The sequence below is a fragment of the Enterobacter sp. E14S genome (assembly GCF_055666685.1).
Map to the genome: position 1 here is coordinate 405,571 of NZ_JBVODQ010000002.1, position 22,706 is coordinate 428,276.

The following is a 22,706-nucleotide window of genomic DNA, read 5'->3' on the forward strand; positions in this document are numbered from 1 at the left end:
CAAATTTGGCTATAGGAATTAATCAGACGCTTGCGTTACGCGCTGCTCCGCGTCCGCGCTCTCTTTCCAGTATTTCTTCCGCGTTGTTTTACCAATGCCGGGATTCATGCTGTTTGTAGGGTCATTCTCGCGATAAAACTGCTTAAGTGCATCAGGGGCTTTATAAAGATGCCCGACGTTATGTTCCGCAGGATATTGTGCGCCGCGTTCACGCAGCAGGGCGAGCATCTGCTCCTTCAGTTCGTGCGCATCGACCCCTTTTTTGACGATATAATCCTGATGGAAGACGTAACACATAAAGTGGCCGTAATAGAGCTTATGCACCAGCTTGCTGTCGATTTCCGGCGGGAGGTGCTCAAACCACTCGGTGTCGTTACGTCGCAGGGCGATATCCAGGGCCAGAATATCTTCCACCTCTTCGGAATGCACCGCCTGATAACGGATGGCGGCGCCTGCGGCGGCAAAACGGTGCAGGAACGCTTTGCTGCCCTCTTCAGGCGTACAGGCAAAGAAATCCCCTTCGGCGGTTTTGAAGAATTCGGTCAGCCAGGACTGCGCTTCGGTAATTCCGTCCCCGGCCATTTTCAGCAGCAGGTGGTGCTCGTACTTATCGCGCCAGGTTTTCATTCGCTCCGGCAGATGCGCCGGAAAAACGTTGCCCAGCTTCTGCATAAAGCGGTCGGTGAAGTGAGGTTTGAACAGCGACACTTTCTCCAGCATCGCGTCGGTGCGTCCCTTCATGGTGAAGAAGAACGGCATTTTGTCGGTGCCGAGCTTGTCGATCATCAGGAACGTATCTTTGCCGTAACGCTCGGCGATGTCGTAAATGTCCCGGTGCATGTACTCGCCCGCCACCGGCAGATGGGTGAATTCGCCCAGAATATGACGACGAATTTCGGTCAGAACCTCAGGCTGATTGGTACCAATGTAAAACACCTGCTGCTTTTTCTCCGCCGGGAAGGTATCCAGACGCACGGCAAAAACGGCCAGCTTCCCGGCGCAGCCGGAGGATTCAAACAGGCGGTCCGGGTCGGCGTTGTAGCGCGCTGGCGTATCGGCGTCGATATCCCGCACGCGGGTCACGTAGTCGTGATCGTGCGCGTGGCGGCCATCGTGCTGCACGTCTTCGTCCTTCACGCGATCGTCGTCGAGCTTGCTGAGGATCTGCTCTGGCGTCACGCCGAGATCGATTCCCAGATGGTTGACCAGCGTCAGCTTGCCGTTTTCGTCAATACGGGCAAACAGCGACATCTCGGTGTAGGCCGGGCCGCGCTGTACCAGCGAGCCGCCGGAGTTGTTGCAAATCCCGCCAACCACCGAGGCGCCAATGCAGGACGAGCCAATCACCGAGTGCGGCTCACGACCCAGCGGCTTAAGCGCTTTTTCCAGGGAGTAGAGCGTCGTGCCGGGGAATGCGAGCACCTGCTCGCCTTTATCCAGCAGATGCAGCTTGTCGAGGCGCAGAGTGCTGATAATCACGATGTCGCGATCGTAATCGTTGCCGTTCGGCGTGGAGCCTTCGGTCAGGCCGGTATTGGCGGCCTGCATTAAAATAATCTTGTCGGCGGCGACGCAGGCGCTCAGCACGCGCCACAGCTCCAGCAGCGTGCCGGGGAAGACCACCGCCAGCGCCTCGCCCTGACCGGAGCGGAAACCTTTGCGGTAGCGGGCGGTTTTGGCCGGGTCGGTAAGCAGGTGAGAGGAGCCAACCAGGCGCGACAGTTCGTTAATAAAAGTTGTGTTATCGTTTGTTCGAACAGAAGTCATCTTCCACTCCTTGTGGTGGGGCAAATTTCTCGCTGTAAAGCATAGCGCGATTAACTGTTAAGCGGTCGAGTATTCACGAGAAAAATCAGAGAATAACCCTGCAACGTTTCGAGGGTTTGTGGCACACTGCGCTTTTCGCACGGTATGGCCGAGATCGTCCGGCGGTTATTGATGAGAGAGTAAAACGACATGAAATGGCTATGTTCTGTAGGTGTCGCCGTCAGCCTGGCGCTGCAACCTGCGCTGGCAGAGGATTTGTTTGGTAATCACCCGCTCACGCCTGAAGCACGGGACGCGTTTGTCACTGAATTGCTCAAGAAAATGACGGTTGATGAGAAAATCGGCCAGCTGCGTCTTATCAGCGTCGGCCCGGATAACCCGAAAGAGGCCATCCGCGAGATGATCAAAGACGGGCAGGTAGGGGCCATCTTTAATACCGTCACCCGCCAGGATATCCGCAAGATGCAGGATCAGGTGATGGATCTCAGCCGCCTGAAAATTCCTCTGTTCTTTGCCTATGACGTGGTGCACGGCCAGCGTACCGTTTTCCCGATTAGCCTCGGTTTAGCCTCTTCCTTTAACCTCGACGCGGTGAAAACCGTCGGGCGCGTGTCGGCTTATGAAGCGGCGGACGACGGCCTGAACATGACCTGGGCGCCAATGGTGGACGTCTCGCGCGATCCGCGCTGGGGCCGCGGCTCGGAAGGCTTTGGTGAAGATACGTATTTAACCTCCACGATGGGTAAAACCATGGTGGAAGCGATGCAGGGCAAAAGCCCGGCGGATCGCTACTCGGTGATGACCAGCGTCAAACACTTCGCGGCCTATGGCGCAGTGGAGGGCGGGAAAGAGTACAACACCGTCGACATGAGCCCGCAGCGCCTGTTCAACGACTACATGCCGCCGTACAAGGCAGGGCTGGATGCGGGCAGCGGCGCGGTGATGGTGGCGCTGAACTCGCTGAACGGCACGCCTGCGACCTCTGACTCATGGCTGCTGAAAGACGTGCTGCGCGACCAGTGGGGCTTTAAGGGCATCACCGTTTCAGACCACGGCGCGATTAAAGAGCTGATCAAACACGGTACCGCCTCCGATCCGGAAGACGCCGTGCGCGTAGCGCTCAAGTCCGGCATCAACATGAGCATGAGCGACGAGTATTACAGCAAATACCTGCCGGGGCTGGTGAAGAGCGGCAAGGTAACGATGGCGGAGCTGGACGATGCCGCTCGCCACGTGCTGAACGTGAAATATGACATGGGGCTGTTTAACGATCCGTACAGCCATCTGGGGCCGAAGGATTCTGACCCGGCAGATACCAACGCCGAAAGCCGCCTGCACCGCAAAGAAGCGCGTGACGTGGCGCGCGAAAGCCTGGTGCTGCTGAAAAACCGCCTCGACACGCTGCCGCTGAAAAAATCCGGCACCATTGCCGTAGTGGGCCCGCTGGCCGACAGCAAGCGCGACGTGATGGGCAGCTGGTCTGCGGCAGGCGTGGCCGATCAGTCCGTGACCGTGCTGACCGGGATTAAGAGTGCCGTAGGTGATAACGCGAAAGTGGTGTACGCCAAAGGGGCGAACGTCACCAACGACAAAGACATCGTCACCTTCCTCAACCAGTACGAGGAAGCGGTGAAGGTCGATCCGCGCACGCCGAAGGAGATGATCGACGAGGCGGTGAATACCGCGAAACAGTCTGACGTCGTTGTCGCGGTCGTGGGCGAAGCGCAGGGTATGGCGCACGAGGCCTCCAGCCGTACCGACATCACCATCCCGCAGAGCCAGCGCGATCTGATCGCCGCCCTGAAAGCTACCGGCAAGCCGCTGGTGCTGGTGCTGATGAACGGTCGTCCGCTGGCGCTGGTGAAAGAGGACCAGCAGGCTGACGCCATTCTGGAAACCTGGTTCGCCGGTACCGAAGGCGGTAACGCCATCGCCGACGTGCTGTTTGGTGATTACAACCCGTCGGGCAAGCTGCCGATGTCCTTCCCGCGCTCCGTCGGGCAGATCCCGGTCTACTACAGCCACCTGAACACCGGTCGCCCGTATAACGCCGACAAGCCGAACAAGTACACGTCCCGTTACTTCGACGAAGCTAACGGCCCGCTGTATCCGTTTGGTTACGGCCTGAGCTACACCACCTTCAAGGTTTCTGACGTGAAAATGTCGGCACCGACCCTGAAGCGTGACGGCAAAGTTACCGCCAGCGTTGAGGTGACCAATACCGGCAAGCGCGAAGGGGCAACGGTAATTCAGATGTACGTTCAGGATGTCACCGCCTCGATGAGCCGTCCGGTGAAGCAGCTGCGCGGCTTCGAGAAGGTCAATCTGAAGCCTGGCGAAACCCAAACCATCAGCTTCCCGATTGACGTGGAGGCGCTGAAGTTCTGGAACCAGCAGATGAAATACGATGCGGAGCCAGGCAAGTTTAACGTCTTTATCGGGGTGGATTCCGCCCGCGTGAATAAAGGCGAGTTCGAGCTGCTGTAACCTTCCTTCCTTTGCATCCCCCGACTCCCGGGGGATGCGTCTTACGTTATGCTAAAAAGGCATTTTACCGGGTAAATCAGCTGTTTTAAGCTACGCTTTTCTCTCAAGCCTCTGAAAAAGGCGATAAAAAATGAGGATAGCGGAATGACGATTGCAAAGGGGATGTTGGGATCTGCGGTGCTGCTGGCGGCGCTGAGCCTGCCGTTACAGGCGGCGGAGCCGGTAAAAGTGGGCTCAAAGATCGATACCGAAGGCGCGCTGCTCGGCAATATTATTTTGCAGGTGCTGGAAAGCCACGGCGTTAAAACCGTCAATAAAGTTCAGCTGGGCACCACGCCCGTCGTGCGCGGGGCAATCACCTCCGGCGAGCTGGATATCTATCCGGAATACACCGGCAACGGGGCATTCTTCTTCAAAGATGAAAACGATCCGGCATGGAAAAACGCCAAAGCCGGGTATGAGAAAGTCAAAAAACTCGACGCGGAACAGAACAAGCTGGTCTGGCTGACGCCGGCCCCGGCCAACAACACCTGGACTATCGCCGTGCGCAAGGACGTGGCGGAGAAAGGTAAGCTGACGTCTCTGGCGGATCTCAGCCGCTATCTGAAAGAGAAGGGCGACTTTAAGCTGGCTGCGTCCGCGGAGTTTATCGAGCGTCCTGACGCGCTCCCTGCTTTCGAAAAAGCCTACGACTTCAAGCTCGACCAGGCGCAGCTGCTCTCGCTGGCGGGCGGGGATACGGCGGTAACCATCAAGGCGGCGGCGCAGCAAACTTCTGGCGTTAACGCGGCAATGGCCTACGGCACAGACGGCCCGGTGGCGGCGCTCGGCCTGCAAACCCTGACCGATCCAAAAGGCGTACAGCCGATTTACGCTCCGACCCCGGTCGTACGTGAGTCGGTGCTGAAAGCCTATCCGGATATTGCCGACTGGCTCAAACCGGTCTTCGAAAAACTGGATGAAAAAACGCTGCAGCAGCTGAACGCCAGCATTGCCGTCGAGGGGCTGGATGCCAAAAAAGTGGCCGCCGACTTCCTGAAACAACAAGGGCTTGTGAAGTAACGGGAAAGGGCTGTGCCAATAAAATGTCATAACCGCGTACTGCTGCTGTTGGCCTGCGTGGCCATCGCGGCGGTCGCGCTGCCGTTTGTGAATGTCGCACCTAACCGCCTGATGTCAGGGGAAGGGCGCTATCTCTGGGAAGTGTGGGCGTTCACGCCGTGGTGGCTGGCCGCGGCGCTGGGCGCGTGGGTTGCGCTATCGCTCTGGCAAGGGCGCACGGCGCAGTGGCTGACGCTGCTCCTTGCTGAAGGGCTGTTTATCCTCCTCTTCTGGGGAGCCGGGCAGGCGGCGACGCATATGGCTTCGGCGGAAAGCCCGCTGGCGAGAACCACGGTGGGCAGCGGCCTCTGGCTGTGGCTGGCGCTGTGTCTGCTGGCCAGCAGCGACGCCATTCGTCGACTCATCTCCAGCGCCGTCTGGCGCTGGGTGCTCAACGCGCAGATATGGTGTATTCCATTGTTCCTGCTGTTCAGCGGTGAGCTGAACAATCTCTCGCTGCTGAAAGAGTACGCGAACCGTCAGGAGGTGTTTGATGATGCCCTGGCGCAACACCTGACGATCCTTTTTGGCACGCTGATCCCGGCTCTGCTGATCGGGATACCGCTCGGCATGTGGTGCTATCGTCATCCTTCACGCCAGGGCGGGATCTTTGCCGTACTCAACGTGATCCAGACCATACCTTCCGTCGCGCTGTTTGGCCTGCTGATTGCCCCGCTGGCGGGGCTGGTTAAGTCATTTCCGGTGCTGGGAACGCTCGGCATAGCCGGAACGGGGTTAACGCCCGCGCTTATCGCGCTGGTGCTGTATGCGCTGCTGCCGCTGGTGCGCGGCGTGGTCGCGGGCCTGAGCCAGGTCGCGCCGGATGTGCTTGAAAGCGCCCATGCGATGGGGATGAGCGCGCGGCAGTGTTTCTGGAAAATTCAGCTCCCCCTGGCGCTGCCCCTGCTGCTGCGCAGCCTGCGGGTGGTGGCGGTACAAACCGTCGGCATGGCGGTGATTGCGGCGCTGATTGGTGCGGGCGGCTTTGGCGCGCTGGTGTTCCAGGGGCTGCTCAGCAGTGCCCTCGATCTGGTGTTGCTGGGCGTGGTGCCCACGATTGCGCTGGCGGTTGTCGTCGACGCGCTGTTTGCCTTATGGCTCGCGCTGCTCAGGAGAAGAGCCAATGATTGAATTTCATGATGTCAGTAAAATCTTTGCCGGTCGCCCGGCGGCGAGCCATCTGAACCTGAACTTTGCCGAGGGGGCGTTTTCCGTGCTGATTGGCACCTCGGGCTCGGGAAAATCCACCACCCTGAAGATGATCAACCGCCTGGTTGAGCATGACAGCGGGGTGATCCGCTTTGCCGGAGAAGAGATCCGCAGCCTGCCGGTGCTGGAGCTGCGCCGCCGGATGGGCTATGCCATTCAGTCTATCGGCCTGTTTCCCCACTGGACGGTGGCGCAGAACATCGCCACCGTGCTGCAGCTGGAGAAATGGTCGCGGGCGAAAATCGCCGACCGGGTGGATGAACTCATGTCGCTCCTGGGCCTGGAGCCCGCGCTGCGCGACCGCTATCCGCACCAGCTTTCCGGAGGCCAGCAGCAGCGCGTGGGCGTGGCGCGCGCGCTGGCGGCTAACCCGCAGGTGCTGCTGATGGATGAACCCTTCGGCGCGCTGGATCCGGTCACACGGGGCGCGCTGCAGGCGGAAATGACCCGCATTCACCGCATTCTCGGACGCACGATCGTTCTCGTGACGCACGATATTGATGAAGCTCTGCGCCTGGCCGACCATCTGGTGCTGATGGATCATGGCGAAGTGGTGCAGCAGGGCTCGCCGCTTGAGCTATTAACATGGCCGAAGAACGACTTTGTGCGCGAGTTTTTGGCCGCAGCGAGCTGGGCGTGAGGCTGCTCTCCCTGCGGACGGTCAGCGACTATATGCGTCGGGAGGAGATACCGGTGAGCGGCGAACCGCTGCAGGCGCAGATGAGCCTGCGGGATGCCCTCTCGGCGTTTGTCGCGCGCCAGTGCGAGGTATTGCCCGTCTCGGACTCGCGCGGTACGCCGTGCGGAACCTTACATTTTCGCGATCTGCTGGCCGGGGAGGTGACGCGTGAAGGCACTGCGTGATCCGCTCCTCTGGCTGGTAGCGCTCTTTGTCGCCTTACTGTTTCTGATGCCCCACAGCGCGGCGCTGTTTAACGCTCTTTTCCCGGGGCTGCCGCGGCCGGTTTATCAGCAGGAGAGATTTATTAATCTCGCCCTGGCACATCTCTGGCTGGTGGCGCTCTCAAGCGTCATCGCGGTTGTATTGGGGGTTGGGGCAGGCATCGCGGTCACGCGGCCTGCGGGCAAAGAATTTCGTCCGCTGGTGGAGACGATAGCGGCGATTGGCCAGACGTTTCCCCCGGTGGCGGTGCTGGCGATAGCGGTGCCGGTGATGGGCTTTGGTCAGCAACCCGCCATTATTGCGCTGATTTTATACGGCGTATTGCCGGTGCTGCAGGGCACGCTGGCGGGCCTCGCGGCGGTACCGGCGTCGGTGCTGAGCGTGGCTGAAGGGATGGGGATGAGTCGCGGCCAGCGGCTGCGCAAGATTGAACTGCCGCTTGCGGCGCCGGTTATCATTGCCGGGATCCGCACGTCGGTGATTATTAACATCGGGACGGCGACCATTGCGTCAACGGTCGGTGCCAATACGCTGGGAACGCCGATTATTATCGGCCTGAGCGGGTTTAATACGGCTTATATCGTGCAGGGGGCGGTGCTGGTCGCGCTGGCGGCAATCGTCGTCGATCGCCTTTTTGAGCGGCTGGCGCTGTACCTCAGCCGACACCGCCGCGAACAATAAACGAGTATCCTGCCAGCATCACGCCGCCGATACCGCTCACGGCCATCAGGACAAAAAGGGTAATAATGGCCAGTTTGGTTGCCTTCATCATGTGCTCCTGTTGTTAACGGAACAATTATACGGTGAAGCGCAGCTGTTAATGAACCATTAAATGCCGTTATGGCTCATCCGGGCCAAGGGAATAAACCGGGTAACCATTCTCTCGCCATTCCGTCAGCAGCTGCTGCTGCGTGGCGGACGGCACTTCGCCACACCAGACCAGCAGGGTCTGACCGTCGAAAAACTCGGGCTTAAGCTGCGCCAGCGAGTGTGCCAGGACATCCACGCGCCAGCCCTTTTGGGTGGCGATCCACGCTTCCAGCCACAGGCGGGTGGTATCGTGTACATTCCAACCGACCACCAGCGCATCTTTTCCGGCTTTGTTCTTCGCTGAGGCAAGGCAGACGGCAATATAGTTGATCAGCACCCCGTCGAGCATGCTCAGCAGCGCCTGCAGGGTGGACTGCTGGCACTGAAGACGTCGACGGAGCGGAATGAAAAGATGGCTGATTAGCGTCTGTGCCGGATAGTCGCGGCCCTGCTCTTTTATCCATGCACGCAGGCGCTGAAGATTCCCCGCCTGCAGAAGCCGCAGCAGGGTTTCCTGTTGTTCGCGCCAGAGGTGTTGCGTGTCCGGATCGTCATGGCTCAGCAGGGACTTCACTTTTCCGACCTGCACCCCGTTGTCGATCCAGCTTTTAATTTCGCGGATGCGGTCGATATCGGCCTCATTGAAAAGGCGATGCCCACCGTCGGTCCTCTGCGGTTTAAGCAATCCATACCGTCGCTGCCACGCCCGTAGGGTAACGGGATTGATGTCACAAAGGAGTGCCACTTCACCTATCGTGTAAAGCGCCATATTCGCCCCCTGGCTTACGCGTTCCCAGCTTAACTGTAGACCCACTTTGGCGAACCAGGAAGGATTGATTGATTTTTGAACAAACAATGCGGAGCATGCACGATATTCAGAAAAAGGTGTGATAACGGACACGATTTTGCGCTTTTTTGGGATGCTTCAAAGAAAGTAAACCCGCATCAGTGTATGTTACGCGTTTTTAGCGTGTGCGGTTTTGAGTATGTACGAGTTTAATCTGGTGCTGCTGTTGCTTCAGCAGATGTGCGTGTTTCTGGTCATTGCCTGGCTGATGAGCAAAACGCGTCTTTTCATCCCGCTGATGCAGGTTACCGTACGCCTGCCGCACAAGCTGCTCTGCTACGTTACCTTCTCTATTTTCTGCGTTATGGGGACCTATTTTGGTCTCCATATCGAAGACTCTATTGCCAACACGCGCGCTATCGGTGCGGTGATGGGCGGGCTGCTGGGCGGTCCCGTCGTCGGTGGGCTTGTCGGCTTAACCGGGGGTCTGCATCGCTATTCCATGGGCGGAATGACGGCGCTGAGCTGCATGATCTCCACGATCGTGGAAGGGCTGCTCGGCGGCCTGGTGCACAGCTACATGATCAAACGCGGCCGCCCGGATAAAGTCTTTAGCCCGCTTACCGCCGGTGCCATTACCTTTGTGGCCGAAGTGGCGCAGATGGCGATCATTCTGCTCATTGCCCGTCCGTTTGAAGATGCGCTGCACCTGGTCAGCAGCATTGCCGCCCCAATGATGGTCACCAACACCGTGGGTGCGGCGCTGTTTATGCGCATTCTGCTCGACAAGCGCGCCATGTTTGAGAAGTACACCTCGGCGTTTTCCGCCACGGCGCTGAAGGTCGCCGCCTCGACCGAAGGGATCCTGCGCCAGGGGTTTAACGAAGAGAACAGCATGAAGGTCGCGCAGGTGCTTTACAAGGAGCTGGATATCGGCGCGGTGGCCATAACCGACCGCGAGCGGCTGCTGGCCTTTACCGGCACAGGTGACGATCACCATCTGCCGGGTAAACCGATCTCCTCAGCCTATACGCTGCGCGCCATTGAAACCGGTGAGGTGGTGTATGCCGACGGTAACGAAGTGCCTTACCGCTGTTCGCTGCATCCGCAGTGCAAGCTGGGCTCCACGCTGGTGATTCCACTGCGCGGGGAAAATCAGCGGGTGATGGGGACTATCAAGCTGTATGAGGCCAAAAACCGTCTGTTCAGCTCGATCAACCGCACGCTGGGGGAGGGGATTGCCCAGCTGCTTTCCGCGCAAATTCTGGCGGGGCAGTATGAACGGCAGAAAGCCCTGCTGACGCAGTCCGAAATTAAGCTGCTGCACGCTCAGGTCAACCCGCATTTCCTGTTTAATGCCCTCAACACGCTCAAAGCGGTGATCCGCCGCGACAGCGATCAGGCCGCGCAGCTGGTGCAATTTCTGTCAACCTTTTTCCGCAAGAACCTGAAACGGCCGTCTGAGATCGTGACCCTCGCCGATGAGATTGAACACGTGAATGCTTATCTGCAGATCGAGCAGGCGCGTTTCCAGTCGCGCCTGCAGGTGTCGCTCTCCGTTCCGGACGAGCTGGCGTATCAGCATCTCCCGGCCTTTACCCTGCAGCCTATTGTCGAAAACGCCATTAAGCACGGCACGTCACAGCTTCTGGGGACAGGGGAGATAACCATTGCCGCCAGCCGTTTCAACCACCATCTGGTGCTGGATATTGAAGATAATGCCGGGCTTTACCAGCCTTCCGCCTCCGGCGGTTTAGGGATGAGCCTGGTGGATAAACGTCTGCGCGCACACTTTGGCGATGACTGTGGCATTACCGTTGCCTGTGAGCCCGACCGATTTACCCGTATTACCGTACGACTGCCGCTGGAGGAAAACGCATGTTAAGAGTGCTGATCGTGGATGACGAGCCGCTGGCACGGGAAAACCTGCGCGTTCTGCTGCAGGAGCAGCCTGATATTGAGATTGTGGGGGAGTGCGCGAACGCTATTGAGGCCATCGGCGCGGTGCACAAGCTGCGCCCGGACGTGCTGTTCCTCGACATTCAGATGCCGCGCATCAGCGGGCTGGAGATGGTCGGGATGCTTGATCCTGAGCACCGCCCCTATATCGTCTTTCTGACAGCGTTTGATGAATATGCCGTGAAGGCATTTGAAGAACATGCCTTTGATTATCTGCTGAAACCGATTGAAGAGAAGCGGCTGGATAAAACGCTCACTCGTTTACGCCAGGAGCGCACCGTGCAGGATATGACGCTGCTGCCGGAAAACCAGCAGCCGCTGAAGTTTATCCCCTGCACCGGGCACAGCCGCATTTATCTCCTGCAGATGGATGATGTGGCCTTTGTCAGCAGCCGCCTGAGCGGGGTGTTTGTCACCAGCGCGGAAGGGAACGAAGGGTTTACCGAGCTGACCCTGCGCACGCTCGAGAGCCGCACGCCGCTGATCCGCTGCCACCGCCAGTATCTGGTGAACATGGCTCACCTGAAGGAGATCCGCCTGGAAGATAACGGCCAGGCCGAACTGGTGCTGCGTGCCGGGCAAACGGTGCCCGTCAGCCGTCGCTACCTGAAGAGTTTGAAAGAGGCGATTGGCCTGTAAAACTGGTACACTGCGCGCCATTGCATCATCGACAGTTAAAGGCACTCATGATTAGTAATGATATTCTTCGTAGCCTGCGCTACACCCTGAAAGCAAACAATAACGACATGGTGCGCATTCTTGCGTTGTCCGACATGGAAGCCACGTCTGCGGGTTTCGATACCTGGATGACCAAAGAAGACGAAGAGGGCTTTGTTCGCTGCCCTGACATCATTCTGTCGGGTTTCCTGAACGGCCTGATTTACGATAAACGTGGCAAAGATCCCGCCGCGCCGGAGCTGGCGCTGGAGCGTCGCGTGAACAACAACACGGTGCTGAAAAAGCTGCGCATCGCGTTCTCGCTGAAAACGGACGATATTGTGGCGATCATGACGGAGCAAAAATACCGCGTATCCGTGCCGGAAGTGACCGCCATGATGCGCGCGCCGGATCATAAAAACTACCGCGAGTGCGGCGATCAGTTTCTGCGTAATTTCCTGCGCGGGCTGACCCACCGGGTGCATCACCCTAAACCATAAAAAAAGCCGGAGATTATCTCCGGCTTTTTTGTTATTTCACCTGCTGGCCAGGCTTCGCGCCTTCATCAGGGCTTAACAGGAAGATATCTTTCCCGCCAGGGCCTGCGGCCATCACCATCCCTTCAGAGATGCCGAAGCGCATTTTGCGCGGCGCCAGGTTCGCTACCATCACGGTCTGACGACCGATCAGCACCTGCGGATCCGGGTAGGCTGAACGGATGCCGGAGAAGACGTTACGCTTCTCGCCGCCCAGATCCAGCGTCAGGCGCAGCAGCTTGTCAGAACCTTCCACGAATTCCGCGTTTTCGATCAGCGCCACGCGCAGGTCGACTTTGGCGAAATCGTCAAAGGTAATGGTCTCCTGAATCGGATCGTCTGCCAGCGGGCCGGTCACCGGTGCCGCAGCCGCTTTAACCTCTTCTTTAGACGCTTCCACCAGGGCTTCAACCTGCTTCATCTCGATGCGGTTGTACAGCGCCTTGAAGGTGTTCACCTTGTGGCCGAGCAGCGGCTGCGCCATTGCATCCCAGGTCAGTTCGGTGTTCAGGAACGCTTCAGCGCGGGTTGCCAGCTGAGGAAGAACCGGCTTCAGGTAGGTCATCAGCACGCGGAACAGGTTGATACCCATAGAGCAGATGGCCTGCAGGTCAGCATCGCGGCCTTCCTGTTTCGCGACAACCCACGGGGCCTGCTCGTCGACATAGCGGTTCGCCAGGTCAGCCAGGGCCATGATTTCACGCACCGCTTTACCGAACTCGCGCGCTTCCCAGGCTTCGCCAATGGTCGTCGCTGCGTCAGTGAAGGTTTGGTACAGGGCAGGGTCAGCCAGTTCAGCCGCCATCACGCCGTCAAAACGCTTGGCGATAAAGCCCGCGTTACGGGACGCCAGGTTCACCACCTTGTTGACGATGTCCGCGTTCACGCGCTGTACGAAATCTTCCAGGTTAAGGTCGATGTCGTCGATGCGGGAAGAGAGCTTCGCGGTGTAGTAGTAGCGCAGGCTGTCCGCGTCGAAGTGGTTCAGCCAGGTGCTGGCCTTAATGAACGTCCCACGGGACTTGGACATCTTCGCGCCGTTCACCGTCACGTAGCCGTGCACAAACAGGTTGGTTGGCTTGCGGAAATTGCTGCCTTCCAGCATCGCCGGCCAGAACAGGCTGTGGAAGTAAACGATGTCTTTACCGATGAAGTGATACAGCTCGGCAGTGGAATCTTTCTTCCAGTATTCGTCGAAGCTGACGGTGTCGCCACGCTTGTCGCACAGGTTCTTGAAGGAGCCCATGTAGCCGATTGGCGCGTCCAGCCAGACGTAGAAGTATTTGCCCGGCGCGTTCGGGATTTCAAAGCCGAAGTACGGCGCATCGCGGGAGATATCCCACTGCTGCAGGCCGGATTCGAACCACTCCTGCATTTTGTTCGCCACCTGTTCCTGCAGCGCGCCGCTGCGGGTCCACGCCTGCAGCATTTCGCTGAAGGACGGCAGGTCGAAGAAGAAGTGCTCGGAGTCACGCATCACAGGCGTTGCACCGGATACCACGGATTTCGGCTCGATAAGCTCGGTCGGGCTGTAGGTCGCGCCGCACACTTCGCAGTTATCGCCGTACTGGTCCGGGGATTTACATTTCGGACAGGTGCCTTTGACGAAGCGGTCCGGCAGGAACATGCCTTTTTCCGGATCGTACAGCTGGGAGATGGTGCGGTTTTTGATAAAACCGTTCTCTTTCAGACGGGTGTAGATCAGCTCCGACAGCTCGCGGTTTTCGTCGCTGTGCGTGGAGTGATAGTTGTCATAGCTGATGTCAAAGCCAGCAAAATCAGTTTGATGCTCCTGACTCATTTCGGCAATCATCTGCTCCGGGGAAATCCCCAGCTGCTGCGCTTTCAGCATGATCGGCGTGCCGTGGGCGTCGTCCGCACAGATGAAGTTAACCTCGTGGCCGCGCATTCGCTGGTAACGGACCCAGACATCAGCCTGGATATGCTCCAGCATGTGGCCGAGGTGGATTGAGCCGTTGGCGTACGGCAGTGCGCACGTTACCAGAATTTTCTTCGCGACTTGAGTCATAGTAGGCATTACTTCTTTTAACTGTGAAAAGGGTTTTTGATATTACCAAAAGGGGCATTATTAAGTAAGCACAAACCACGGCCTTTCAGGTAAACTTGTTCATCTAAGGTCTTATTCACAAGAACAAAGGAGTCGGGATGAGTTCTCAATCCCAGGCCAAATCACCGGAAGCCTTACGAGCAATGGTCGCCGGGACGCTGGCTAACTTTCAGCATCCAACCCTGAAGCACAATCTCACTACGCTGAAAGCGTTACACCACGTCGCCTGGCTCGACGATACCCTGCACATTGAGCTGCAGATGCCGTTCGTCTGGACCAGCGCCTTTGACGCGCTGAAAGAGCAGACCAGCTCTGAGCTGCTGCGCATTACCGGTGCGAAGGCGATCGACTGGAAGTTGAGCCACAGCATCGCCACGCTGAAGCGCGTGAAAAACCAGCCTGGCGTGAACGGCGTGAAAAATATCATTGCCGTCAGCTCGGGCAAGGGCGGGGTAGGGAAATCCTCTACCGCCGTTAACCTGGCGCTCGCGCTGGCAGCGGAAGGGGCAAAGGTCGGTATTCTGGATGCCGATATTTACGGTCCGTCTATTCCGAACATGCTGGGCGCGGAAAACCAGCGCCCCACCTCGCCGGACGGGACCCACATGGCGCCAATTATGGCGCACGGTCTGGCGACCAACTCGATCGGTTACCTGGTGACTGACGATAACGCCATGGTCTGGCGCGGCCCGATGGCCAGCAAAGCGCTGCTGCAGATGCTGCAGGAGACGATGTGGCCGGATCTGGATTATCTGGTGCTGGACATGCCGCCGGGCACCGGTGACATTCAGCTGACGCTGGCGCAGAACATTCCGGTCACCGGGGCGGTCGTCGTGACTACGCCACAGGATATCGCGCTGATCGACGCCAAAAAAGGCATCGTGATGTTCGAGAAGGTGGAAGTGCCGGTGCTCGGTATCGTCGAGAACATGAGCATGCACATCTGCAGCAACTGCGGTCACCACGAACCTATCTTCGGTACGGGGGGGGCAGAAAAACTGGCCGCGAAGTATCACACTCAGCTGCTGGGGCAGATGCCGCTGCACATTACTCTCCGTGAAGATCTGGACAGCGGAAAGCCGACGGTGGTCAGCCGCCCGGACAGCGAATTCGCGGAAATGTATCGCCAGCTGGCGGGACGCGTTGCGGCGCAGCTCTACTGGCAGGGCGAAATCATTCCGGGGGAAATCGCGTTCCGCGCGGTGTAATTCCTCAGCTCCGAAATGCCGGGTGGCGCTTCGCTTACCCGGCCTACAAATGGCACCATCACGTAGGTCGGGTAAGGCGAAGCCGCCACCCGACTTTAACCCAACCGATAGTGCATCAAATAATACTCTCCGTCCGGAGAATCACCCGTCGCCTCAATGTGCCAGCCGTGTCGCTGGTAAAACGCAATAGCCCGCGCATTCTTCACCAGACACTTAAGCGAACCCGTACTGGTAAACGTCTTCTGTACGTGCTCAAGCAACTCATGCCCGACGCCCAGGCTCTGATACTGCGGATCGACAAACAGGTTGTGCAGGAAATTATCGTTCGTCCAGACGGAGGCAAAACCCAGGCGATGACCGTTCTGAGCAGCAACCCAAATCACTTCGTCACGGGTTGCCGAGTCAAAGTCTTCAAGCTGCCAGTCTGCACTGTCCAGCCATGGCCAGGCTTCACGCCGGGCGTGGAGGTAGAGCGTGCGCAGGAAAGGGCGGTCACTTTCCTGCCAGGGGCGAATCAGAATTGCGTTAGCGGTGATAGAAAATATCTCCATTGTAGGCTTTGTAGATCTTGCCATCAGCATCGCCGATCAGCACGTAGTTCTCACCCATATAGGTCCAGTGGGTTCCTGCATCCGGAGCCGGCAGGTTACGTAACTGGTACTGTTTGATGGTGTACTCCGGCGTTTGATACTGCGCCGGCGCCGTGTCGCCAATCTTGAATTTCGTAAAGTCCGCGATGAACTCTTGTTCTTCATAGGCCTTGATGCCCGATGGCGCAGCGGCCGTTTGCGGGGCAGCGAATGCGGATCCCGCCAGAGACAGTAATACACCCAGAAGCAGCAATTTACGCTTAGCCATTTTTTCTCCAGTGATATCGTTACAGATACTTTTCGTCTGCAGGTCGTGCAAAGCGGAGCAGACAATCCATTTTAAGTATCAACGCAGGGTATGTTTGAAAAAAAATGTAACAAAAGTGGACGGTTTTGTGTAGTCAAACTGGATGATGTTTATCATTGTGGTGAATATTGCCTGTGCTTTATATTTTTAATATTTATTATTTCATCACTCAATTCTGAAAATAACTTTTCACGTCAAAATTGGACTGGAATAAGAATGCTTTCCCACTGAATAACATTTAAGATTGCCTCCGGGTGAAGCGCGCTTGCTTTTCTATTTTTTAACAAAGCCGATCGTTGTATTTGTTTTTTTAGAAGCCGGGTGGGTTGCGCTTTATCATGCCAGAACTACATATCGCAGAATAATAAGCAATTAAATTTCATAAACTTATGTTGAGTTTCTTTGCAGGCTTTACGATAAGCGCAACGTTAAAAAGAAATAGTTATATAAATGAAAAGTACAACTGCATTTTCGCTGTTATTTCTCACCGTTAGTCAGTTAACGGGGTGTATATTCTCACCCGGCCAGAACTTGAGCGTGAACGGGAAAAAAGTCACTGCGGTGGGAGAGGTTAATTATCAGCTTGATAAGCGCGTGGAAATTTTCCCACTGACGCCTGGATTGATTGAAAAGCTGCGTCCGACCCTATCGAAATCTCAGGCAAATCCTAATCTGGATGAGCAGATCAAAAACTGGGAATACCGTATTGGCACAGGCGACATCCTGACGGTCACCGTCTGGGATCACCCTGAATTAACAACGCCCGCGGGACAATATCGTAGTGCGAGCGATGCCGGCAACTGGGTCAACGCCGATGGTACGCTCTTTTATCCCTACGTCGGGAAGCTGCGGGTAGCGGGAAAAACGGTTTCACAGGTACGTGAAGAGATTACAGCGCGACTGGATAAAGTCATTGAGAGCCCGCAGGTGGACGTCAGCGTTGCCGCCTTCCGTTCGCAAAAAGCCTATGTCACCGGAGAGGTCGAAAAATCAGGCCAGCAACCCATAACCAATATTCCGCTGACGGTGATGGATGCGGTTAACGCCGCTGGCGGTCTTTCTGCGGATGCCGACTGGCGTAACGTCGTGCTGACGCATGATGGCAAGGACTCCCGCCTTTCGCTTTATGCGCTGATGCAGCATGGCGATTTGACACAAAATAAGCTGCTTTATCCGGGTGATATCCTGTTTATTCCCCGGAACGATGCGCTAAAAGTATTCGTGATGGGCGAGGTGGTCAAGCAAAGTACGCTTAAGATGGATCGTAGCGGCATGACGCTGGCCGAAGCCCTGGGCAATGCCGGGGGGCTTAACCAAAATATGGCCGATGCAACCGGCATTTTTGTTATCAGGCAGGTAGCGAAAAAAGGCAACACTGACAAAATTGCCAACATCTACCAACTGAATGCGGAAGATGCGTCAGCCATGGTGCTGAGTACGGAATTCCAGCTGGAACCGTATGACATTGTTTACGTCACTACGGCACCGTTATCACGCTGGAATCGTGTGATCTCCCAGCTGGTGCCTACCATCAGCGGCGTCCATGACCTGACCGAAACCGTTCGTTACATCAGATCGTGGCCGCAGTAATGTTTCAGTCAATCTTAGTGGTCTGCACCGGCAATATTTGCCGTTCACCGATTGGTGAGCGGCTGTTGCGCCAGCAATTACCCGGCAAGCAGGTGACCTCGGCAGGTATTTTGGGGCTTGAAGGGCACCCGGCGGATGCGGCTGCGCAGGCCGTGGCCCGGCGGCATGGCGTTTCGCTGGAGGGGCATGTTGCCCGCAGGGTGACGCGAAGCCTGTTGCAAAAATCCGATTTGATTCTGGTGATGGAGCCGGAACATCTCCGTTTCATTGCCACAATGGCTCCGGAGAATCGGGGGAAATCGCTGCTCTTTGGACAATGGCTGGAAAGCAGGGACATTCCCGACCCGTATCACAAAAGTCGTGAAGCCTATGAATATGTTTTCGAGCAATTAGGAAAAGCCAGTCAGGAATGGGCTCGTCGTTTGAGTCAACAAGGAATGAAGCAGTAATGTCGTCTTCTAAATCAGACAAATATAGTGCTGCGACATCGCAGAATAACGAGATCGATTTTCTTCAGCTGCTTGCTGAGATGTTTGATAACCGGGTGACGATCGCGTGTGTCACGCTCCTGCTCACGGTATGCGCGGGGATCTACGCGTTCAGCGTCACGCCAGTTTATCAGGCTGATGCTCTGGTACAGGTTGAAGCGAAGCAGAATAGCTCGCTGCTCAAGAACCTGACCCCGTTCGGGTCCGATCTCTCACCCGATGTCGCGCCAGAGCTTTTACTCCTTAAATCAAGGATGATCCTGGGAGAGACCGTTGATCGGCTAGGGTTGACGCACAACGTCAAGCGGCGCGTATTTCCTGTTATAGGACCTTTGCGGGAACACGTGCAGGGACGTAAATCCGATGAAATAACGATTGGCGCGCTAACGATTCCCCTTCTGGAAGGTAAGCCACAAACGCTTTTACTCACCGTTCAGGAGAAAGGGCGATATCGTCTTGAGGGGAAAATGCTTGAAGCAGACGGCGCTGTTGGGAAAACGCTGGCTAAAGACGGAATATCGCTTCTGGTGACATCCCTGAGCGCGGAACCCGGCACCCAGTTTACCCTCGAAACCGTCACAAGACTTGACGCGATCAACGCCATTCAGAACAAGCTTACGGTTGTGGAGTCGGCGAAACAGAGCGGTATAATCGCATTAACGTTAACGGGCGAGGACCCCGACAGGATCGCCACGGTGCTTAATACGATTGCTGAACGTTTTCTCAGTCAGAATATTGCGCGCCAGGAGGCAAAAGATTCCCGCAGCCTCACTTTCTTACAGGATCAATTACCTAAGATCAGCCAGGAGCTGGATGAAGCCGAAGCGCGACTGAATGCTTACAGAGAGCAGCGCGATTCTGTCGACTTATCCCTGGAGGCAAAGTCGGTTCTTGATCAGGTGGTGAACGTGGAAAACCAGCTTAACGAGCTGACGTTCCGCGAAGCAGAGGTTTCCCAGCTTTTCAAAAAGGACCATCCCACCTACCGTGCTTTACGGGAGAAGAAACAAACGCTTGAGCGGGAGCGCGAGCGTCTGAATAGCCGCGTCTCATCCATGCCTTCTACGCAGCAGGAAATCTTACGCCTGAGTCGTGACGTTGAATCCGGGCGTACCATATATCTGCAGCTGCTGACGCGTCAGCAAGAGCTGAGTATCTCGCGCTCCAGCACTATCGGGAACGTGCGGATTATTGATCCGGCCGTGACGCAGCCAGACCCAATCAAGCCGCACAAAGTGCTCGTTATCGTGCTGGGCATACTGATGGGCTTGATGCTCTCTGCCGGAACGGTTCTGGTACGCTCAGCCTTTAAGCGGGGCATTACCTCGTCAGAACAGCTGGAAGTGCAGGGGATACCGCTTCTGGCAACGCTCCCGCGCTCGGTGTGGCTCTGGAAAAAAACGCACCTGCGCAGGAGAAACCTGTTTGCTTCCCACTGGAAGCACAGAACGTCGAACATACCTTTTCTGCCCGTTGACCGTCCGGCAGATATGTTTGTCGAGGCGGTGCGCGGGCTGCGCACCAGTCTGCATTTTACCATGATTGATGCCACAAACCGGATCGTCGTGGTGTCTGGCCCTACGCAGGACTGCGGAAAAACGCTGGTCAGTACGTCACTGGCGGCGATTGCCGCTCAGGCCGGACAGCGAGTGCTGTTTATTGATGCGGATATGCGCAAGGGATATGTTCACAATATTTTCAAACTGAGCAATCATCGGGGATTATCCTGCGTGCTCGGAGGAATCGTTGAATGGCAGGAAGCAATTCAACGCGCCGAGAAAGGCGGTTTTGATGTATTGACCTGCGGACCCCAACCTTCACATCCCGTTGAGCTGCTCATGAGCGAACGCTTCCAGAGTATGATGTCGCAGATAGACAAACATTATGACATCGTGATTGTCGACACTCCACCCGTGCTTGCCGTAACGGATGCCTTGCTGATAGCCAGAGCAGCGGCTACCACGCTGCTGGTCGCCCGCTTTGGTAAAACCAGCGTCAGGGAGATCGAGAACTGCCTGAAGCGCCTGCAGCAAATGGGTGTGCAGGTGAATGGCGCGATCCTCAATGATATCGTGAAATCGGCTGCGCTCTATTACAACTCGGGATATAGCCATTACGACTACGGCTATACCCAGGAGTAAACCTGGCGCGACACTTCTTTACAGCGTGATGGCGTATTGCCCGTTAAGATGACCTTCGTTTAAACATGAGGTCACAATGGATAACCGCAAAATCAGTCGACTGCGCCGCTGGGCGCGGGAAGGGATCATACTCGTTCTGCTGACGCTGGCCGTAATGTGGGGTGTTGATCGGTACCGAAAACCGACACTCCCCGCCAGTTTTAGTGCAACACCGATGCAGAGCATCGACGGCAACATTCACGATATCGCGGCGCTCAGCCAGGAACGCCCGCTGCTGATTTACGTCTGGGCCACATGGTGCAGCATATGCCGTTACACGACGCCTTCGGTCAATAAACTGGCGGAAGAGGGCGGGAACGTCGTCAGCATTGCGATGCGTTCCGGCGATGATGCAAAGCTTGCGCGCTGGGTTGAAAAGAAACAGCTGAAAATGCCGGTGATTAACGATGAAAACGGTGCGTTGTCGCAGCAGTGGCAGGTGAGCGTCACGCCTACGCTGGTCATTGTGTCGAAGGGGAAAGTGGTCAGTACCACGACGGGCTGGACGAGTTACTGGGGATTAAAATTAAGGATGTGGTGGGCAGGGCTGTAAAAATAACCCCTCTCCTGGCGGAAGAGGGGTGTTGTATTACTTAGCCAGAACTTCCTGCGCGGTGCGCTCAACCAGAGACAGCAGGATTTTAATATCTTCCAGCGTCACGGTTGGGTTCAGCAGCGTCAGCTTCAGGCAGGTGACGCCGTTGTGCTCGGTCACACCGACGTTCGCACGGCCCGATTCCAGCAGCGCATCACCGATTTTCTGGTTCAGCAGGGCAATGCCCGCGTCATCCGTCTGCACCTGTCCGCGGAAGCGGAACAGAACGCTCGCCAGCTGTGGCTGCATAACCAGTTCCAGAGCAGGCTGCTCTTTCACGTAGGCTGCAACCTGCTGCGCCAGCGTCACGCCGTGATCGATGATCGCCGCGTACTGTTCCTGACCCAGCGCTTCCAGGCTCATCCACAGCTTCAGCGCGTCGAAACGACGGGTGGTCTGCAGAGATTTGGACACCAGGTTAGGTACGCCCGCTTCTTCATCAAACTCAGAGTTCAGGTAGGCCGCCTGATAGCGCATCAGCTCGTAGTGACGCGCTTCTTTCAGCAGGAACGCGCCGCAGCTGATGGTCTGGAAGAACTGCTTGTGGAAGTCCAGGGTGACGGAATCCACAAGCTCGATGCCGTCCAGGTAGTGACGATACTGCTCAGACATCAGCAGCGCGCCGCCCCAGGCCGCATCAACGTGTACCCAGATGTTCTGCTTAGCGGCCAGCTCTGCAATTGCACGCAGCGGGTCAATAGCACCGGCATCGGTGGTACCTGCCGTTGCGACGATCGTCAGAATCTGCTCGCCGTTCGCGTTGCACTGTTCGATTTTCGCCGCCAGATCGGTCAGATCCATGCGGGAGAATTCGTCAGTTTTCACCTGCACCACGGACTGGTAGCCCAGACCCATCAGCGCCATGTTTTTCTGCACTGAGAAGTGTGCGTTTTCAGAGCACAGTACGCGAATTTTGCGCAGATCGCCGACCAGGCCGTCCTGCTGAACGGAGTGACCCTGACGCGCGAAGAACGCATCGCGAGCCAGCATCAGGCCCATCAGGTTGCTCTGGGTGCCGCCGCTGGTGAAGACACCGGCGTCGCCGGCCTGATAACCCACGCGGGTACGCAGCCACTCGATCAGTTTGATTTCGATAATGGTTGCGGACGGGCTTTGATCCCAGGAGTCCATACTCTGGTTAGTGGCGTTGATCAGCACTTCCGCCGCCTGGCTTACGACCAGGCTTGGACAGTGCAGGTGCGCCACACACTGCGGGTGATGAACGGACAAGCTGTCTTTCAGGAAGAACTCAACGGCGCGTTCAATCGCCGCTTCGTTGCCCAGCCCTTTCGGGTTGAAATCCAGCTTAATACGGTCGCGCAGTTCCGCGACCGTTTTGCCCTGGTACATCTCAGGCTGTTTCAGCCACTGCATCACAGCCTGAGTGCTTTGTTCGATCGCCTGCTGGTAAGCTTCAATGCTCTGCGCAGAGGAGAACAAAATTGGGTTTGAATCAGACATCG

General features: G+C 56.8%; 19 protein-coding genes and 1 pseudogene. 13 read left to right on the plus strand and 7 right to left on the minus strand.

Annotation, left to right across the window (positions count from 1 at the left end; translation table 11 throughout):
- Positions 1-18: 18 nt before the first annotated feature.
- Complete coding sequence (dld, locus tag ACZ6J2_RS07075; protein ID WP_320711128.1) at positions 19-1,767, minus strand: D-lactate dehydrogenase; 1,749 nt, start codon at positions 1,765-1,767, stop codon at positions 19-21.
- Between the two features lie 189 nt (positions 1,768-1,956).
- Between dld and bglX the strand changes: the two genes are divergently transcribed.
- The 5 genes and pseudogenes from bglX (at position 1,957) to ACZ6J2_RS07100 (ending at position 8,149) form a co-directional block, all read left to right on the plus strand.
- Complete coding sequence (gene bglX / locus ACZ6J2_RS07080; RefSeq protein ID WP_045355465.1) at positions 1,957-4,254, plus strand: beta-glucosidase BglX; 2,298 nt, start codon at positions 1,957-1,959, stop codon at positions 4,252-4,254.
- A 144-nt stretch (positions 4,255-4,398) separates the two neighbouring features.
- The gene (gene osmF / locus ACZ6J2_RS07085) at positions 4,399-5,316 is read left to right on the plus strand and encodes a glycine betaine ABC transporter substrate-binding protein OsmF (protein WP_471725263.1); all 918 of its coding nucleotides are present in this window, start codon (positions 4,399-4,401) and stop codon (positions 5,314-5,316) included.
- A 12-nt stretch (positions 5,317-5,328) separates the two neighbouring features.
- Positions 5,329-6,486, plus strand: a complete 1,158-nt coding sequence (locus ACZ6J2_RS07090; protein WP_126786737.1) for an ABC transporter permease — start codon at positions 5,329-5,331, stop codon at positions 6,484-6,486.
- Positions 6,479-7,428: pseudogene (locus ACZ6J2_RS07095) on the plus strand (ABC transporter ATP-binding protein). The gene ACZ6J2_RS07090 and the pseudogene ACZ6J2_RS07095 overlap by 8 nt, the downstream one beginning before the upstream one ends.
- Entirely contained in the window at positions 7,412-8,149 is a 738-nt protein-coding gene (locus ACZ6J2_RS07100) for an ABC transporter permease (protein WP_471725264.1), read from the plus strand. Before ACZ6J2_RS07095 ends, ACZ6J2_RS07100 begins: the two are co-directional and overlap by 17 nt.
- Here the strand turns inward: ACZ6J2_RS07100 and ACZ6J2_RS07105 are convergent.
- The gene (locus ACZ6J2_RS07105; protein WP_008500895.1) at positions 8,124-8,237 is read right to left on the minus strand and encodes a protein YohO; all 114 of its coding nucleotides are present in this window, start codon (positions 8,235-8,237) and stop codon (positions 8,124-8,126) included. The two genes, ACZ6J2_RS07100 and ACZ6J2_RS07105, sit on opposite strands and share 26 nt — an antisense overlap.
- A 69-nt stretch (positions 8,238-8,306) precedes the next feature.
- Positions 8,307-9,047, minus strand: a complete 741-nt coding sequence (gene mlrA / locus ACZ6J2_RS07110; protein ID WP_033146010.1) for an HTH-type transcriptional regulator MlrA — start codon at positions 9,045-9,047, stop codon at positions 8,307-8,309.
- 217 nt (positions 9,048-9,264) lie between these two features.
- Here mlrA and ACZ6J2_RS07115 point away from each other — a divergent pair, with 217 nt between their 5' ends.
- Genes ACZ6J2_RS07115 through ACZ6J2_RS07125 form a run of 3 tightly spaced genes read left to right on the plus strand, consistent with a single transcriptional unit; the run spans position 9,265 to position 12,181 of the window.
- Entirely contained in the window at positions 9,265-10,950 is a 1,686-nt protein-coding gene (locus ACZ6J2_RS07115) for a LytS/YhcK type 5TM receptor domain-containing protein (RefSeq protein WP_471725265.1), read from the plus strand.
- Positions 10,944-11,663: a two-component system response regulator BtsR gene (gene btsR / locus ACZ6J2_RS07120; RefSeq protein ID WP_471725266.1), complete on the plus strand. Its 720-nt coding sequence runs from the start codon at positions 10,944-10,946 to the stop codon at positions 11,661-11,663. Before ACZ6J2_RS07115 ends, btsR begins: the two co-directional genes overlap by 7 nt.
- Before the next feature lie 47 nt (positions 11,664-11,710).
- Complete coding sequence (locus ACZ6J2_RS07125; protein WP_421510756.1) at positions 11,711-12,181, plus strand: YehS family protein; 471 nt, start codon at positions 11,711-11,713, stop codon at positions 12,179-12,181.
- A 31-nt stretch (positions 12,182-12,212) separates the two neighbouring features.
- Here ACZ6J2_RS07125 and metG read toward each other — a convergent pair whose 3' ends face one another.
- Positions 12,213-14,246: a methionine--tRNA ligase gene (metG, locus tag ACZ6J2_RS07130; protein ID WP_471725267.1), complete on the minus strand. Its 2,034-nt coding sequence runs from the start codon at positions 14,244-14,246 to the stop codon at positions 12,213-12,215.
- 137 nt (positions 14,247-14,383) lie between these two features.
- Between metG and apbC the strand changes: the two genes are divergently transcribed.
- Positions 14,384-15,493 (plus strand): iron-sulfur cluster carrier protein ApbC, encoded by a 1,110-nt coding sequence (gene apbC / locus ACZ6J2_RS07135; RefSeq protein WP_029740176.1) that lies wholly within the window; start codon positions 14,384-14,386, stop codon positions 15,491-15,493.
- Positions 15,494-15,588: 95 nt separating this feature from the next.
- Here apbC and ACZ6J2_RS07140 read toward each other — a convergent pair whose 3' ends face one another.
- Both ACZ6J2_RS07140 and ACZ6J2_RS07145 read right to left on the minus strand, forming a co-directional pair.
- A complete protein-coding gene (locus ACZ6J2_RS07140) occupies positions 15,589-16,044 on the minus strand; it encodes a GNAT family N-acetyltransferase (protein ID WP_471725268.1) in 456 nt (151 codons plus the stop codon).
- Entirely contained in the window at positions 16,019-16,351 is a 333-nt protein-coding gene (locus tag ACZ6J2_RS07145; protein ID WP_023336316.1) for an RcnB family protein, read from the minus strand. Before ACZ6J2_RS07145 ends, ACZ6J2_RS07140 begins: the two co-directional genes overlap by 26 nt.
- Positions 16,352-16,840: 489 nt before the next feature.
- Here ACZ6J2_RS07145 and ACZ6J2_RS07150 point away from each other — a divergent pair, with 489 nt between their 5' ends.
- The 4 genes from ACZ6J2_RS07150 (at position 16,841) to ACZ6J2_RS07165 (ending at position 21,201) form a co-directional block, all read left to right on the plus strand.
- A complete protein-coding gene (locus ACZ6J2_RS07150; protein WP_471725269.1) occupies positions 16,841-17,980 on the plus strand; it encodes a polysaccharide export protein in 1,140 nt (379 codons plus the stop codon).
- Positions 17,980-18,429 carry an arsenate reductase/protein-tyrosine-phosphatase family protein gene (locus ACZ6J2_RS07155; RefSeq protein ID WP_471725270.1) on the plus strand — a complete coding sequence of 150 codons (450 nt, stop codon included), beginning with the start codon at positions 17,980-17,982 and terminating at the stop codon, positions 18,427-18,429. The genes ACZ6J2_RS07150 and ACZ6J2_RS07155 overlap by 1 nt, the downstream gene beginning before the upstream one ends.
- On the plus strand, positions 18,429-20,609 hold the full coding sequence (locus ACZ6J2_RS07160; protein WP_471725271.1) for a polysaccharide biosynthesis tyrosine autokinase: 2,181 nt from the start codon (positions 18,429-18,431) through the stop codon (positions 20,607-20,609). The genes ACZ6J2_RS07155 and ACZ6J2_RS07160 overlap by 1 nt, the downstream gene beginning before the upstream one ends.
- A 76-nt stretch (positions 20,610-20,685) precedes the next feature.
- On the plus strand, positions 20,686-21,201 hold the full coding sequence (locus tag ACZ6J2_RS07165) for a protein disulfide oxidoreductase (protein ID WP_471725272.1): 516 nt from the start codon (positions 20,686-20,688) through the stop codon (positions 21,199-21,201).
- Between the two features lie 36 nt (positions 21,202-21,237).
- Here ACZ6J2_RS07165 and ACZ6J2_RS07170 read toward each other — a convergent pair whose 3' ends face one another.
- A complete protein-coding gene (locus ACZ6J2_RS07170; RefSeq protein ID WP_471725273.1) occupies positions 21,238-22,704 on the minus strand; it encodes a pyridoxal phosphate-dependent decarboxylase family protein in 1,467 nt (488 codons plus the stop codon).
- Positions 22,705-22,706 lie beyond the last annotated feature (2 nt).